The 15,143-nt window shown below is 66.8% G+C and carries 13 protein-coding genes; 8 read left to right on the top strand and 5 right to left on the bottom strand.

Annotation, left to right across the window (positions count from 1 at the left end):
* Positions 1–24: 24 nt before the first annotated feature.
* From BEMPMBAN_RS11375 to BEMPMBAN_RS11365, 3 genes are all read right to left on the bottom strand, one after another.
* Complete coding sequence (locus tag BEMPMBAN_RS11375) at positions 25–1,104, bottom strand: inositol-3-phosphate synthase (protein WP_159230491.1); 1,080 nt, start codon at positions 1,102–1,104, stop codon at positions 25–27.
* 69 nt (positions 1,105–1,173) lie between these two features.
* Positions 1,174–1,719 carry a PadR family transcriptional regulator gene (locus BEMPMBAN_RS11370; RefSeq protein WP_159230490.1) on the bottom strand — a complete coding sequence of 182 codons (546 nt, stop codon included), beginning with the start codon at positions 1,717–1,719 and terminating at the stop codon, positions 1,174–1,176.
* 120 nt (positions 1,720–1,839) lie between these two features.
* Positions 1,840–2,709, bottom strand: coding sequence for a DUF1707 SHOCT-like domain-containing protein (locus tag BEMPMBAN_RS11365; protein WP_159230489.1), 870 nt, complete (start codon positions 2,707–2,709; stop codon positions 1,840–1,842).
* 134 nt (positions 2,710–2,843) lie between these two features.
* Between BEMPMBAN_RS11365 and BEMPMBAN_RS11360 the strand changes: the two genes are divergently transcribed.
* The 8 genes from BEMPMBAN_RS11360 to BEMPMBAN_RS11325 all read left to right on the top strand — a co-directional run bounded on the left by BEMPMBAN_RS11360 (position 2,844) and on the right by BEMPMBAN_RS11325 (position 12,820).
* On the top strand, positions 2,844–3,278 hold the full coding sequence (locus BEMPMBAN_RS11360; RefSeq protein ID WP_159230488.1) for a DUF5318 family protein: 435 nt from the start codon (positions 2,844–2,846) through the stop codon (positions 3,276–3,278).
* The gene (locus tag BEMPMBAN_RS11355) at positions 3,271–5,775 is read left to right on the top strand and encodes a transglycosylase domain-containing protein (RefSeq protein WP_200845945.1); all 2,505 of its coding nucleotides are present in this window, start codon (positions 3,271–3,273) and stop codon (positions 5,773–5,775) included. The genes BEMPMBAN_RS11360 and BEMPMBAN_RS11355 overlap by 8 nt, the downstream gene beginning before the upstream one ends.
* Complete coding sequence (locus BEMPMBAN_RS11350; RefSeq protein WP_234897414.1) at positions 5,772–7,445, top strand: glycosyltransferase family 87 protein; 1,674 nt, start codon at positions 5,772–5,774, stop codon at positions 7,443–7,445. The genes BEMPMBAN_RS11355 and BEMPMBAN_RS11350 overlap by 4 nt, the downstream gene beginning before the upstream one ends.
* Before the next feature lie 84 nt (positions 7,446–7,529).
* On the top strand, positions 7,530–7,820 hold the full coding sequence (rpsF, locus tag BEMPMBAN_RS11345) for a 30S ribosomal protein S6 (protein WP_003931678.1): 291 nt from the start codon (positions 7,530–7,532) through the stop codon (positions 7,818–7,820).
* 96 nt (positions 7,821–7,916) lie between these two features.
* Positions 7,917–8,429, top strand: a complete 513-nt coding sequence (locus BEMPMBAN_RS11340) for a single-stranded DNA-binding protein (RefSeq protein WP_159230486.1) — start codon at positions 7,917–7,919, stop codon at positions 8,427–8,429.
* Between the two features lie 42 nt (positions 8,430–8,471).
* Positions 8,472–8,735: a 30S ribosomal protein S18 gene (gene rpsR, locus BEMPMBAN_RS11335; protein ID WP_159230485.1), complete on the top strand. Its 264-nt coding sequence runs from the start codon at positions 8,472–8,474 to the stop codon at positions 8,733–8,735.
* Between the two features lie 28 nt (positions 8,736–8,763).
* A complete protein-coding gene (rplI, locus tag BEMPMBAN_RS11330; RefSeq protein ID WP_159230484.1) occupies positions 8,764–9,219 on the top strand; it encodes a 50S ribosomal protein L9 in 456 nt (151 codons plus the stop codon).
* Positions 9,220–9,715: 496 nt separating this feature from the next.
* Entirely contained in the window at positions 9,716–12,820 is a 3,105-nt protein-coding gene (locus BEMPMBAN_RS11325) for a replicative DNA helicase (RefSeq protein WP_159230483.1), read from the top strand.
* Between the two features lie 198 nt (positions 12,821–13,018).
* Here BEMPMBAN_RS11325 and BEMPMBAN_RS32950 read toward each other — a convergent pair whose 3' ends face one another.
* Positions 13,019–14,416: a sensor histidine kinase gene (locus BEMPMBAN_RS32950; protein WP_272952234.1), complete on the bottom strand. Its 1,398-nt coding sequence runs from the start codon at positions 14,414–14,416 to the stop codon at positions 13,019–13,021.
* Positions 14,413–15,090 (bottom strand): response regulator transcription factor, encoded by a 678-nt coding sequence (locus tag BEMPMBAN_RS11315; protein WP_159230482.1) that lies wholly within the window; start codon positions 15,088–15,090, stop codon positions 14,413–14,415. Before BEMPMBAN_RS11315 ends, BEMPMBAN_RS32950 begins: the two co-directional genes overlap by 4 nt.
* Positions 15,091–15,143: the final 53 nt, after the last annotated feature.

Below are 15,143 nucleotides of genomic sequence, written 5' to 3'. Positions count from 1 at the left end.
GGAATACAGTTCCGGCGGAAACGGCTACTTGCCTTCGATGAAGTTCTCCAGCTGCGTGCGCGCGACGTCGTCGGCAAGCTGCTGCGGGGGGCTCTTCATCAGGTAGGCCGACGCGGCGACGACGGGGCCACCGACGCCGCGGTCCTTGGCGATCTTCGCGGCACGGACGGCGTCGATGATCACCCCGGCGGAGTTGGGGGAGTCCCATACCTCGAGCTTGTACTCCAGGTTCAGCGGCACGTCGCCGAAGGCGCGGCCCTCGAGCCGGACGTAGGCCCACTTGCGGTCGTCGAGCCAGCCGACGTGATCGGACGGGCCGATGTGCACGTCCTTGGTGTTGAACTCGCGCTGCAGGTTCGAGGTGACGGCCTGGGTCTTGGAGATCTTCTTGGACTCCAGCCGCGACCGCTCCAGCATGTTGAGGAAGTCCATGTTGCCGCCGACGTTGAGCTGCATGGTGCGGTCGAGCTGCACGCCGCGGTCCTCGAACAGCTTGGCCATCACGCGGTGGGTGATGGTGGCGCCGACCTGGCTCTTGATGTCGTCACCGACGATCGGCACGCCGGCATCTTCGAACTTCTTCGCCCACACCGGGTCCGAGGCGATGAACACCGGCAGCGCATTGACGAACGCCACACCGGCGTCGATGGCGCACTGGGCGTAGAACTTGTCAGCCTCTTCGGAGCCCACCGGTAGGTAGGAGACCAGGACGTCGACCTCGGCGTCCTTGAGTGCCTTGACGACGTCGGTCGGCTCGGCGTCGGAGATCTCGATGGTCTCGGCGTAGTACTTGCCGATCCCGTCGAGTGTCGGGCCGCGCTGCACCACGACGTCGGTCGGCGGCACGTCGGCGATCTTGATGGTGTTGTTCTCGGAGGCGAAGATGGCCTCGGACAGGTCGAAGCCGACCTTCTTGGCGTCCACGTCGAACGCGGCGACGAACTTCACGTCGCGCACGTGGTACTGGCCGAGCTTGACGTGCATCAGGCCGGGAACGCTGGCGTTCTCATCTGCGTCCTTGTAGTACTGCACGCCCTGCACGAGCGAGGACGCGCAGTTGCCCACGCCGACGATCGCGACCCGGACGTCATTGCTTGCGGTCATGACGTTTTCTCCTCTTGTCCTACTCCGACTGCTGTTTGGTACTGCTCACTGCTGTGCTTGCCGACGTGCTCAGGTTTGTTCAGCGTGTCCCTGCGCCGACTTCTCCGCCGCGATCAAGTCGTTGAGCCAGTTGACTTCCCGCTCGCTGGACTCCAGCCCGAGCTGGTGGAGCTGGCGGGTGTACCGGTCGAACGAATTGCTTGCCCGTGCGACTGCTTCCCGCAGGCCCTCTCGGCGTTCCTCCACCTGACGGCGGCGCCCCTCGAGAATCCTCATCCGCGCCTCGGCGGGAGTGCGGTTGAAGAACGCGAGGTGGACCCCGAAACCGTCGTCGGAGAAGTTCTGCGGGCCGGTATCGGCCACCAACTCGGTGAAGCGTTGCTTGCCGGCGTCGGTCAGCTGGTAGACACGGCGGGCCCGACGGACCTTGACGGTGCCCTCAGGGGCTGGGTCCTCGGCGATCAGGCCGTCGGCCTGCATCCGCCGGAGCGCCGGATAGAGCGACCCGTAGGAAAACGCCCGGAACGCGCCGAGCAGGCCCGTCAAGCGTTTCCGCAGCTCATAGCCGTGCATGGGGGATTCGAGCAGCAGACCCAAAACGGCGAGTTCGAGCATTCGGGCCACCTCCTCGCACAACCGGGCCGTCGCTACGACAGCTCAACACGTTGGGAAAGTGTATCGCGCCGATATATTCACCGCTACATCGGTGTCACGGGTGCAGCGAACGACCGGCACTCAGTTACTCGGATAGCGGACCTGTTTGAGGCTCCCGTCGGGATTCATCTCGAGGTAGCCGCTGCCGAACTCACTGGACACGTAGACGGAGAGGTCGACGGTCCCGGGAGGTGCCGTCCCGTCACTGCTCGGATCGATCGACAGGTAGACGTTGTCGACGTCGTCGGCGTTGATACCGAGCGTCTCCGGTGCTCCGCGCATGATGCCCACGATCGCCGGCACATCGAACGCGGCCAGGTCGACGAGCACGTCGGCGTCGTCTTTCGCCGAGGACTGGGGGTCCCCCCAGCCGCCGCGGTAGACGTAGCGCAACACCCGCCGGTCGTCGCTCGGATCGGGACGCTCCAGTGAGGCGTAGTCCGGGTAGACGGTCAGTGAGTACCCCAAGGTGTCGCCCCACTTCTGCGTCATCTGCTCGAAGAGGCCGTTGAGTCCGCCCAGCGAATGCAGCTGGCGAGGCGGGGTCAGCACCGTGGCGGGGATGCCGTCCGACTTGGCGCCGGGGTCGGAGGTGAAGTTCAGCGGTGACGGGGTGTTGCCGTACAACCCCCAACCGATGGCTACCCCGAGCACCACCAGCACCCCGGCGGCCGCGGCACGCAATCCCCAGCCGTCGGACGTCGAGGGCAGGCGGCGGCTGCTGAGGTCGAGCAGCTGCACCGGCGAGGCGGCGGTCTGCAGGTCAGCGACCAGGTGCTGGAGTTCGCCCAGCGTGGCGGCGGTGGTCGCGGCCTTAACCCGCTCGCCGTGCTCGGCCATCGACAGCTGGCCCTCCGCCAGCGCGGTGTCGAGGATCTGGCAGGTGTCGTTGCGGTCGCTGTCTTTGGCGCGTGTTGACGACGTCCGCCTCGTCGAGCTGCCGGGAGCCACGCCGATGATCGTAAGAGTTCACCCGGCGACAGTGCAGGCCAGACGCGATCCTGACCGTCGACCAACGCGTTCGAGGCGCTCCCGGGAGGCACATCACGCGTCGGTGGTCGCAGCGCCGACGTACTCTGGTCCTCGTGCGACTGCAGCGACAGGTGGTGGACTACGCCCTGCGACGGCGGTCGCTGCTGGCCGAGGTCTATTCGGGACGCACCGGCGTCACGGAGGTCTGCGACGCCAATCCGTATCTGCTCCGGGCCGCGAAGTTCCACGGCAAGCCCAGCTCGGTGATCTGCCCGATCTGCCGGAAGGAACAGCTGACCTTGGTGTCGTGGGTGTTCGGCGAGCACCTGGGGGCGGTCTCCGGTTCGGCGCGCACCGCAGAGGAGCTGGTGATGCTGGCAACCCGTTACGACGAGTTCTCCGTCCACGTGGTGGAGGTGTGCCGCACCTGCAGCTGGAATCATCTGGTCAAGTCGTACAAGCTCGGCGAAGTGCCCCCACCGAAGGGCTCGCGCGGACCGCGAGGAACTCAGACGGCGCGCGGTCGTGCGCGCACGGCCAGTGAATAGCGAAGGGCGCCACGACCGGTCAGCCGACGACGCCCGGAGGGCGCAGAGGGCTGAGGGCGTGAGCGCCAGACCCCCGCAGCGAGACGGCGGTCCGCCGCGCCGTCCGCACCGCGGCGCCCCCGACGACCGGCAGACCGCGATCCTGCCCCCGGTGCGGGAGGGCACTCCGGCGCACCTGCGTGACCCGATCGACGCCGTCAAGCGTGCGCTCGACGGCTCCCCGCCCAAGCAGGCACCGCCACCGCCGCCGGGCCGCCCGCCCGGTGGAGGAGGACCGACCGGAGGCGGGGAGGGCCAGCCGCCCGGGCACCGCCGTGAGGTGAACTGGAAGTGGTTGCGACGCGGTCTGGCCGCCGCGGTGGTCGTGCTGATCGTGCTGCCGTTGCTCACCTTCGGGATGGCCTACATGATCGTCGACGTCCCCAAGCCCGGGGACATCCGCACCGCGCAGGTGTCGACGATCCTGGCCAGCGACGGCAGCGAACTGTCGAAGATCGTTCCGCCCGAGGGCAACCGGATCGACGTCAACATCGACCAGATCCCGGTGCACGTGCGCGACGCGGTGATGGCCGCCGAGGACCGGGACTTCTACTCCAACCCGGGCTTCTCCCTCACCGGCTTCCTGCGCGCGGCGAAAAACAACATCTTCGGTGAGGATCTGCAGGGCGGATCGACGATCACCCAGCAGTACGTCAAGAACGCACTCGTGGGTGACGCCCGCTCCGGGGTGGGCGGGTTGGTCCGCAAAGCCAAGGAACTGGTGATCTCAACCAAGATGGCCGGCGCGTGGTCCAAAGACCAGGTGCTGGAGTCGTATCTGAACATCATCTACTTCGGTCGCGGGGCCTACGGGGTGGCGGCCGCGTCGCGGGCTTACTTCGACAAGCCGGTCGAGCAACTCGATGTCGCCGAGGGAGCGCTGCTCGCGGCCCTGATCCAACGGCCGTCGGTACTGGATCCCGCGGTGGATCCGGAGGCGTCGGCGGTGCGGTGGAACTGGGTGCTGGACGGGATGGTGGAGATCGGCGCGCTATCGCAGACCGACCGCGACGCGCAGGTGTATCCCCCGACGATCCCGCCGGACCTGGCGAGCATGCAGAACCAGACCACCGGGCCCAACGGTCTGATCGAACGCCAGGTGATCGACGAACTGCTCGAGATCTTCAGCATCAACGAGCAGACGCTGAACACCGAGGGGCTGCAGATCACCACGACGATCGACCCCCAGGCGCAGGCCGCCGCGGTGGACGCGGTCGAGGAGTACCTGGAAGGCCAGGACCCCGACATGCGGTCGGCAGTGGTGTCCATCGATCCCAGGACCGGCGGCGTCAAGGCCTACTACGGCGGATCGGACGCCACCGGCTTCGACTTCGCGCAGGCCGGCCTGCCCACGGGTTCGTCGTTCAAAGTGTTCGCGTTGGTCGCCGCCCTGCAGCAAGGCATGGGCCTGGGCTACCAGGTCGACAGTTCGCCGGTCACCGTCAACGGCATCGAGATCAGCAACGTCGAGGGCGGCGGCTGCGGTACCTGCAACATCGCCGAGGCGTTGAAGCGGTCCCTCAACACCAGCTACTACCGGTTGATGCTGCAACTCGACAACGGACCGCAGGACGTCGCCGACGCCGCACACCAGGCCGGCATCGCCGAGAGCTTCCCCGGGGTGGAGCACACGCTGTCCGAGGACGGCCAGGGCGGCCCGCCGAACAACGGGATCGTGCTGGGCCAGTATCAGTCCCGGGTGATCGACATGGCATCGGCGTACGCCACGCTGGCCGCCTCCGGCGTCTACCACAAACCGCACTTCGTGCAGAGGGTCGTCAACGCCGAGGGCGACGTGCTGTTCGACGCCAGCCAGGAGGACAACACCGGCGAGCAGCGCATCGACAAAGATGTGGCCGACAACGTCACCTCTGCCATGCAGCCCATCGCCGGGTATTCCGGCAGATCGCTCGCGGGCGGACGTCCGTCGGCCGCCAAGACCGGCACCAACCAACTCGGCGACACCGGTGCCAACCGCGACGCCTGGATGGTCGGCTTCACCCCGTCGCTGTCGACCGCGGTGTGGGTCGGCACCACCGAGGGCACCAAGCCCCTCGTGACTGCGTCGGGTTCTTCGGTGTACGGGTCGGGACTGCCGGGGCAGATCTGGAAGACCACGATGGACGGCGCGCTCGACGGCACCGACAACGAGTCGTTCCCGAAGCCCGAGGAGATCGGCGGTTACGCAGGCGTGCCGCAGGCGCCGCCGCCACCACCACCGTCGGAGACCGAGCCCCCGCCGCCGGCCTCGGAGACGGTGATCCAGCCGACGCTGGAGATCGCCCCCGGTATCACCATCCCGTGGGGTCCCCCGACGACGGTGCCGGCCGCTCCACCGCCTCCGGTCGGCGAGCCACCGGCGCCCGAGCCGGTTCCCGTCGCTCCGGGCGCACCACCACCGGATCCTGGACTCCCGCCGCCCGGACCGCCTCCACCAGGTCCGCCGCCGCCCCCGTGACCGAACCGGCGTCTGAATCGGCGGGCAGCCCGCGAAGCCTCGACGACCGTGATCTGCCCAGCCGCACCGACACCATCGGCGCCGCGCTGTCCGGCACCATCGGCGGCCCGGTCGGCCGGCACGCGCTGATCGGGCGTGCCCGGTTCCTGACCCCGCTGCGCGTCATGGTGATCATCGCGCTGGTGTTCCTGGCCCTCGGCTACTCCACCAAGGCGGCGTGCCTGCAGACCACCGGCACCGGCGCGGCCGATCAGCGGGTGGGCAACTGGGAGAACCAGCGCGCCTACTACCAGCTGTGCTACTCGGACACGGTGCCGCTGTACACGGCAGAGTTGTTGAACCTGGGCAGGTTTCCCTACAAGTCCAGCTGGGTGGAGACCGACAGCGCAGGCCAACCCCACGTGCAGTACGACGGCAGCCCGGCGGTGCGCTACATGGAGTATCCGGTGCTGACGGGTGTCTACCAGTACCTGTCGATGTCGCTGGCGAAGACGTACACGGCGCTGACCAAGCTGGTGTCGGTGCCGATCGTCGCCGAGGTGGTGATGTTCTTCAACATCGCGGCGTTCGGTCTGGCGTTGGCCTGGCTGACGACGCTGTGGGCGACCGCGATGCTGGCCGGGCCGCGGCGCATCTGGGACGCCGCGTTGGTCGCGGCCTCACCGATCGTCATCTTCCAGATCTTCACGAATTTTGATGCGCTGGCAACAGCTTTCGCCGCAGGGGCGTTGCTGGCGTGGGCGCGACGAAGACCTGCGCTGGCCGGCGTGCTGATCGGACTCGGGGTGGCGGCCAAGCTCTACCCGCTGCTGCTGCTCATCCCGTTGGCCCTGCTGGCGATCCGGACGGGACGCCTGCGGGAGGTCACCCGCACCGCGGTGGTGGCGGTGGTGACGTGGTTGGCGGTGAACCTGCCGATCATGGTGCTGTTCCCGCGCGGGTGGTCGGAGTTCTTCCGGCTCAACACCCGTCGCGGCGACGACATGGACTCGATCTACAACGTCGTCAAGTCGTTCACCGGGTGGCGCGGCTTCGACCCCGACCTCGGGTTCTGGGAGCCCCCGATGGTGCTGAACGCGGTGAGCGCGGCGCTGTTCGCGGCGTGCTGCATCGCCATCGGCTACGTGGTGCTGACGGCCGCGCGACGGCCCCGGGTGGCGCAGGTGGCGTTCCTGGTGGTGGCGGCGTTCCTGCTGACCAACAAGGTGTGGAGCCCGCAGTTCTCGCTTTGGCTGGTGCCGCTGGCGGTGCTGGCGTTGCCGCACCGGCGCATTCTGCTGGCCTGGATGACCATCGACATGCTGGTCTGGGTTCCGCGGATGCTGTACCTGTTCGGTGAACAGAACATGGGCCTGCCCGAGCAGGCGTTCACTGCGACCGTCCTGCTCCGTGACATCGCGGTGATCACGCTGTGCGCGTTGGTGATCCGGCAGATCTACCGTCCCGATCTAGATCTGGTGCGCCGCGACGGTGTCGACGACGACCCGGCGGGCGGGGTGTTCGACCGGGCCCCCGACGCGCCGCCGCGCTGGCTGCCGGACTGGTTGCAGCCGCGGCCGTCGGCACTTCCGGCGACTTCGGCGTGGCCGTCGCCGGTGGGCGACGACAAACACGCCCGAACCGAAGCCCGTTCGGCCGGCGATTTCGCAGATCAGCGCGGGTTCGGGTAGCCTGGCCCGGTTGCCGACGCAGGCGACCCTCCTGCCACGGACAGTCCGTGGCCGCACACGACCATAGGAGGTGATGGGTTCCACATGCGTCCATACGAAATCATGGTCATTCTCGACCCCACTCTCGACGAGCGCACCGTTGCTCCGTCGCTCGAGACGTTCCTCAACGTGATCCGCAAGGATGGCGGCTCTGTCGACAAGGTCGACATCTGGGGACGTCGGCGGCTGGCCTACGAGATCGCCAAGCACGCCGAGGGTATCTACGCGATCGTCGACGTGAAGGCGGAGCCGGCGACGGTGTCCGAGCTCGATCGTCAGCTCAACCTCAACGAGTCCGTGCTGCGGACCAAGGTCATGCGGACCGACAAGCACTAAGTGCTGCCGTTCGTCGGAACCTCTGCGTAGGCTCGCGCCCAACGTCGGCGATGAGCGCTTGGCGGACAGCAGACAACCCACTCCCAGGAGGACCTCGTGGCTGGTGACACCATCATCACGGTCATCGGAAACCTGACCGCTGACCCTGAACTGCGGTTCACGCCGTCGGGCGCGGCCGTCGCGAACTTCACGGTCGCGTCGACGCCGCGCATGTTCGACCGTCAGACCAATGAGTGGAAGGACGGCGAAGCGCTGTTCCTCCGCTGCAACATCTGGCGTGAGGCTGCCGAGAACGTGGCCGAGAGCCTCGTGCGCGGTTCGCGGGTGATCGTCAGCGGCCGGCTCAAGCAGCGGTCGTTCGAAACCCGCGAGGGCGAGAAGCGCACGGTGGTCGAGCTCGAGGTCGACGAGATCGGTCCGTCGCTGAAGTACGCGACGGCCAAGGTCAACAAGGCCAGCCGCAGCGGCGGCGGAGGCGGCGGCTTCGGCGGGGGCGGCGGCGCGGCCGCGAGTTCCCGTCCGGCGGCCGAGGCACCCAAGGACGACCCGTGGGGCAGTGCGCCCGCGTCGGGTTCGTTCGGTGGCGCCGACGACGAACCGCCTTTCTGATCAACCCGAATTCATCAGTGATTTTTAGAAAGAGATAGAGACATGGCGAAGTCCTCCACAAAGAGGCGTCCGGCTCCGGAAAAGCCGGTCAAGACCCGCAAGTGCGTGTTCTGCTCCAAGAAGGGCAAGTTGCAGAACATCGACTACAAGGACACCCAGCTGCTGCGCACCTACATCAGCGAGCGCGGCAAGATCCGTGCCCGCCGGGTCACCGGCAATTGCGTTCAGCACCAGCGTGATATCGCGATCGCGGTGAAGAACGCCCGCGAGGTCGCGTTGCTGCCGTTCAGCTCGTCGACGCGGTAAGCGCGAGAAGCCAGACAGGACAAGAGACATGAAACTGATTCTGACCACCGAGGTGGACAACCTCGGCGCAGCCGGGGACGCGGTCGAGGTGAAGGACGGCTACGGCCGTAATTACCTGCTGCCCCGCGGGTTCGCCATCGTCGCGACGCGCGGCGCCGAGCGCCAGGCCGCGGATATCCGCCGCGCCCAGGAACTCAAGGGCGTCAAGAGCCTCGAGCACGCCAACGAGATCAAGCAGGCGATCGAGGGTCTCGGGACCGTCGAGCTGACTGCGAAGGCAGCCGGTGATTCCGGCAAGCTGTTCGGCTCCGTCACCGCCGCCGATGTCGTCACGGCGATCAAGAAGGCCGGCGGGCCCAACCTCGACAAGCGGACCGTGAACCTGCCCAAGGCTCACATCAAGACCGTCGGCACACACGCCGTCGGGGTGCGGCTGCATCCGAGCGTGGATGCCGAGGTATCGCTGAACGTGGTGGCGCGCTAGTCGCGGGCTAGCAGCACCAGCTCTGAAACAGCCGGGTGAGGACCAGCAATGGTCTTCACCCGGCTGTTGCTGTACCCGTGGCGAACTTTCCCCGGGAAACGACCTACAGCGAACCTAACCGGCTGTTAACCTGCGCGGCCCCGGCGCGAAACACAACACGCCCGAAAACGAAACCGAACACGACACGCCGAGCAATTTCCCATCCCCAGTTCTCACCACCGCCTATGGTGCGTTCATCTGCGCAAACGTGGCTCACAATGTCGTTGATCCACAAGTTGTCCACAGCGACTCAACATCCCTGACCGGACCTATGCACACTCCATCCACAAGCCCACTAACAGGGTCGACTTGATTCCCCCCCAGCAACGTCTAGCGTTGGCCCTCGCGGGAACAGCAGGGGTCCCGAACGGGGGATTTGTCGGGGCTCGGACTTAGAGTCGCAGCATGCCGCATATCGAATGTGAGTTCGATCGCGATCAGGAGGGTGAGGCGCTGCGTGGCTGTCGTAGATGACCTGGGGCGGTCAGGAGGTTCCTCGAGGCAGGATGCCCCGCCGAACGAGGATTTCGGTCGTCAGCCCCCGCAGGATCCCGCCGCTGAGCAGGCCGTGCTCGGCGGGATGCTGCTGAGCAAGGACGCCGTCGCCGACGTGCTCGAGAAGCTGCGCCCAGGCGACTTCTACAAGCCCGGGAACCAGATCGTCTACGACGCGATCCTGGACCTGTACGGGCGCGGGGAGCCGGCGGATGCCGTCACCGTGGCCGCCGAGTTGGACCGCCGCGGCATGCTGCGGCGCGTCGGTGGCGCCCCCTATCTGCACACCCTGATCTCGACGGTGCCGACAGCGGCCAACGCGGGCTACTACGCGGAGATCGTCGCCGAGAAGGCGCTGCTGCGGCGCCTGGTGGAGGCCGGCACCCGCGTCGTGCAGTACGGCTACGCGGGTGCTGACGGTGCGGACGTCAACGACGTCGTGGACCGTGCCCAGGCCGAGATCTACGACGTCACCGAGCGGCGCGCGTCCGAGGACTTCGTCGCGCTCGAGGAGTTGCTGCAGCCCACGATGGACGAGATCGACGCGATCGCGTCCTCGGGCGGCATGTCCCGTGGCGTGCCGACGGGGTTCGTCGAGCTCGACGAAGTGACCAACGGCCTGCACGCCGGGCAGATGATCATCATCGCCGCGCGCCCTGGTGTCGGGAAGGCGTTGGCGCTCGACACCCCGCTGCCGACGCCCAACGGCTGGACGACGATGGGCGACGTCGGGGTCGGGGACCGGCTGCTCGACGCCGACGGATTGCCGACGCGCGTGGTGGCGGCGACGGACGTGTTGCTCGGTCGGCCATGCTACGAGATCGAGTTCTCCGACGGCACCGTGATCGTCGCCGACGAACAGCACCAGTGGCCCACCACCCTCGGCATCCGGACGACCGGGATGCTGCGTGCCAGCGCCGACACCGTGACCGCTGCCGCACGGCATCGGGACTCGTCAGCGCGCGGTGGCGTTCTCCTGGCACCTGGCCGGGCTGCAGTGGGAGTCGACCGGATCCACCGAGTCGGCACCGTCCCGGTACGTTGTGTGGAGGTCGACAACGCCGAGCACCTGTACCTGGCCGGCCGCGGGATGGTGCCGACGCACAACTCCACGCTGGGCTTGGATTTCATGCGGTCGTGCTCGATCAAGAACCAGTTGCCCAGCGTCATCTTCAGCTTGGAGATGAGCAAGTCCGAGATCGTCATGAGGCTGCTGTCGGCGGAGGCCAAGATCAAGCTCGCCGACATGCGCTCCGGCCGGATGAGTGACGACGACTGGACTCGGTTGGCACGCCGGATGAGCGAGATCAGCGAAGCCCCGTTGTTCATCGACGATTCGCCGAACCTGACGATGATGGAGATCCGGGCCAAGGCTCGGCGGTTGTCGCAGAAGGCCGGCCTCCGGTTGATCGTCGTGGACTACATGCAGCTGATGTCGTCGGGAAAGAAGTACGAGTCACGCCAGCAGGAGGTGTCGGACTTCTCCCGCAGCCTCAAGCTGATGGCCAAGGAACTCGAAGTGCCGGTGGTGGCGATCAGCCAGCTGAACCGTGGTCCCGAGCAGCGCACCGACAAGAAGCCGATGGTGTCCGATCTTCGTGAGTCGGGATGCCTGACCGCGAACACTCGAATCCTGCGGGCAGACACCGGCGCCGAGGTGACGTTCGGCGAGCTGATGCGTACCGGGGAGCGCCCGCTGGTGTGGTCGGTTGATGAGCGCAAGCGGATGGTCGCGCGGCCGATGACGAACGTGTTCTACAGCGGGCACAAAGAGGTGTTCAAGGTTCGGTTGGCGTCCGGCCGTGAGGTGGAGGCGACGGCCAACCATCCGTTCATGACGTATGATGGCTGGACGCCGTTGGGCGAGTTGACGGTTGGTGCCCGGGTTGCCGTCCCGCGGCGGGTGCCCGAGCCGGTGCAGACCCAGCGGATGCACGACTCCGAGGTCGTGATGTTGGCGCACATGATCGGTGACGGTTCGTGCGTGAAGCGCCAGCCCATCCGGTATGCGTCGGTGGACGAGGCCAACCTGACGGCGGTCGAGATCTCCGCGGCATACTTCGACAGGGCGCCGATCCGCGATGAGTATCCAGCCGCGCGGGTCACCACGCTGCGACTGCCGGCGCCATACAGGCTGACGCACGGCAAGCGCAACCCGATTGCGGCGTGGTTGGACAAGCTGGGGCTGTTCGGCAAGCGCAGTTACGAGAAATTCGTTCCGGCAGAGGTTTTTGCGCTGCCCAATGACCAGGTCGCACTGTTTCTGCGTCATCTGTGGGCGACCGACGGGTCGGTGCGATGGGACGCGAAGCTGGGTACTGGACGTGTCTACTACGCCTCGACGAGCCGACAGCTGGTGGACGATGTGATGCATCTGCTGCTGCGATTCGGGATCGCGTCGAGGGTCTACCGCGCAAAGAAAGCCGGCTATCGGGATTCGTGGCATCTGACAATCGCGGGTGCTGAGAGTCAGTCCAAATTCCTCGGATACATCGGCGTGCACGGTGTGAAGAGCATTGCAGCCGAGGAGGTTTTGTCAAATCTTCGGGAACTCGTGCGCAACCCCAATGCCGACACCGTCCCCCAGGCTGTCTGGGCGAAGGTGCGGACGAGGTTGACCGAGCGCCGAATGACACATCGACAGTTCGCGGCCGCGATGAACACCAAGTTCTGCGGCTCAACAATGTGGAAGCACGCCCCGAGTCGAGCCAGGCTGCACCGGGCCGCGGCGGTGCTCGAAGACCGTGGTCTCCACGACCTCGCCACCAACGATGTCTACTGGGACCAGATCGTGGAGGTCACCAGCATCGGTGAGCAGGACGTCTACGACGGAACGGTTCCAGGTACGAGTAACTTTGTAGCGCAAGGGATTACGCTTCACAACTCGCTCGAGCAGGATGCGGATATGGTCATACTTTTGCATCGGCCGGACGCGTTCGACCGTGACGATCCGCGTGGCGGGGAAGCCGACCTGATTCTCGGCAAGCACCGTAACGGGCCGACGAAGACGATAACCGTTGCGCACCAATTGCATTTGTCGCGATTCGCGAACATGGCCAAGCAGTAGGCGGTGGTTTCTCGGATGCACGAAGTCGTTGCCGTCAGGCATACGGGTGCAGCTCCTTCGAGCCCGTCGCGAGAAGGGCCGTGTCTGTACCACCTTCGGCCCTCAGCCGAATTACCCGATCTGCGTCCCGCAATCGGTGCCGGCTCCGGGCAGTGGCTGCCGGTCACATCGTCAGGAGTACGACCACATAGCCCTCGGCTAGGTCCTCGGGCGCACGAACCGTACATGCGCATCTAGCCCGCTGCCGTGGGCGCGTGGCCTCAACTCGGCGGCTGCTTCGCTTGCGCGGGCGAGCCGGGCAACAATGGCCAGGCCCAGTCCGCTGCCGGCGGTGTCGGTGCGTCCGCGCCAGAACCGATCGAAAGCACGGGCACGGTCCTCGGGGGACATGCCAGGACCCTCATCCAGCACGTGAAGGTCGACGGCGTCGACGGTGGGGGCCGCTGTGATGGTCACGTCGATGGTGCTGCCGCCCGGGGACACGGCGAGTGCGTTGTCGATGAGGTTGTCGATGATCTGCTCGGCGGCCCCGGGTACGGCCAGCGCTGGGGCCGATTCTGGCGTTGTCACGCCGAGGTGCACCCCGGATTCTTCCGCGAGCGGCTGCCATTGTTCGACCCGCGCGCGGGCGATCTCGGCGAGGTCAATCTCCTGCGACGGCATTGCGGCATCGTCGGCACGGCTGAGCATCAGCAGCGCGTCGACGATCCGCTGCAAGCGCAGTGCCTCGTCCTGGGCTTCGGCGATGGTATCGCGCGCGGCTTCGGGATCGGCGTCGACAAGGTCGGCGGCATTGTCCAAGCGCACGCGCAGCGCCGTCAATGGCGTGCGCAGCTGGTGGGAGGCGTCGCCTGCGAACGCGCGTTGCTGGCGCAGCAGGTCTTCGAGCCGAGCGGCCATCTTGTTGACAGACCTTGCCAGGCTACGGATTTCGGGCGCCCCGCCAGGCTCGGGCGCACGCACCTCGAGCCGCCCTTCGGCCAGCAGTTCGGTGGTGGCGCGCAATTGCCGCAGGTGCCGCGTTACCGTGCCTGCGAGGACGAACGCCACCGCCCCAGCCAGTAGCACCGTGATACCGGCGACAAGCCACAGTGTGCGTAGTTGCCCGCGCACTTTATCGGCCACCACCTGCGTCGGATAGGTCAGCCGCACCGCCCCGATCACCCGATCGCCGCTCACCACGGGCACGGCGACATAAAGCAGGTCGGTGCCCAGACTGACCGACTGACGTTGTCCTGTCGCGATGTCGCCAGAGAGAGCCGTAGCGATCTCGGGTCGCGACCGGTAAGAGATGCCCGCGGCGGATTGGTCGTCGTCTGAGGTGACGACTGGATCGCCGGCGGCGTTGACGATGACCACCCGCGCTCCGCTGGCTTGGCGGTAGCGGTGCGCGTCGGCCCTCACGCGCGGATCGGGTGACGTCGCTGCTTCGAGGGCGTCCTCGCTGCGCCCCGCGAGCAGAAAGGCGTCGCGTTCCAGTGCGGTCACGATGCGTTCGCGCTCGACACGCTCCAGGTAGGCGCCAAGCGGGATGTCGTGCACCAAGAGGACGAGAAAGGTCACAGCCATGAACGCGGCCATCAGCCGCCACTTCACGACGGAATCCCAAACCGGAAGCCGACCCCGCGGACCGCCTCGATCCAGCGCGGGTCGCCGAGCTTCTTACGGATTGCGGCCACATGCGCGTCGACGGTCTTGCTGGTGCCGTACCAGTTGGCGCCCCACACCCGGTGCAGGATCTCCGACCGGCGGTGCACCGCGCCGGGATCTTCGGCGAGGTAGCACAGTAGGTCGAACTCCTTGGGCGTCAGATGCACCTCCCGCTCGCCGAGATGCACACGCTGGGTGCGGCGGTCGATGCTGAGCGGCCCGATCGTGCGGGTGGTGTCCTGGTCGAGGTGACCGTCGCGAACTGCGGTGCGCCGCAATACCGCGCGGATGCGTGCCACGAGCTCGTGCATGCCGAACGGTTTGACCACGTAGTCGTCGGCGCCCATCTCCAGCGCCAGGACGCGATCGATCTCCTCGCTGCGGGCACTGACCACGATGATCGGCACTTGTGAGAGCACCCGGATCGTGCGGCAGACATCGGTGCCGTCCATATCGGGCAGCCCAAGGTCCAGCAGCACGAAATCCGGTGCAGCCGCCGATACATTCGCCACCGCGTCGGCGCCGGTGCCGACGCGGCTCGCCTCGAAGCCGGCTCTGCCCAGGCCGTCGCACAGCGCGGCGCCGACCGCAGCGTCGTCTTCGACCACCAGTACCCGCACGTCCGTATTATGGACCTGCCGCCGCCCGGGTCGATGCATCGCGCGCATTGTCT

The sequence above is a fragment of the Mycolicibacterium austroafricanum genome (genome assembly GCF_902705885.1).
GTDB lineage: Bacteria > Actinomycetota > Actinomycetes > Mycobacteriales > Mycobacteriaceae > Mycobacterium > Mycobacterium vanbaalenii_A.
This window is presented reverse-complemented; position numbering and strand designations above follow the sequence as displayed.

Excerpts from the sequence above, each read along its gene's own strand:
- BEMPMBAN_RS11370 (WP_159230490.1), bottom strand. The coding sequence starts at position 1,719 with ATGCTCGAACTCGCCGTTTTGGGTCTGCTGCTCGAATCCCCCATGCAC.
- rpsF (WP_003931678.1), top strand. The coding sequence starts at position 7,530 with ATGCGTCCATACGAAATCATGGTCATTCTCGACCCCACTCTCGACGAG.
- rplI (WP_159230484.1), top strand. The coding sequence starts at position 8,764 with ATGAAACTGATTCTGACCACCGAGGTGGACAACCTCGGCGCAGCCGGG.
- BEMPMBAN_RS11375 (WP_159230491.1), bottom strand. The coding sequence starts at position 1,104 with ATGACCGCAAGCAATGACGTCCGGGTCGCGATCGTCGGCGTGGGCAAC.
- rpsR (WP_159230485.1), top strand. The coding sequence starts at position 8,472 with ATGGCGAAGTCCTCCACAAAGAGGCGTCCGGCTCCGGAAAAGCCGGTC.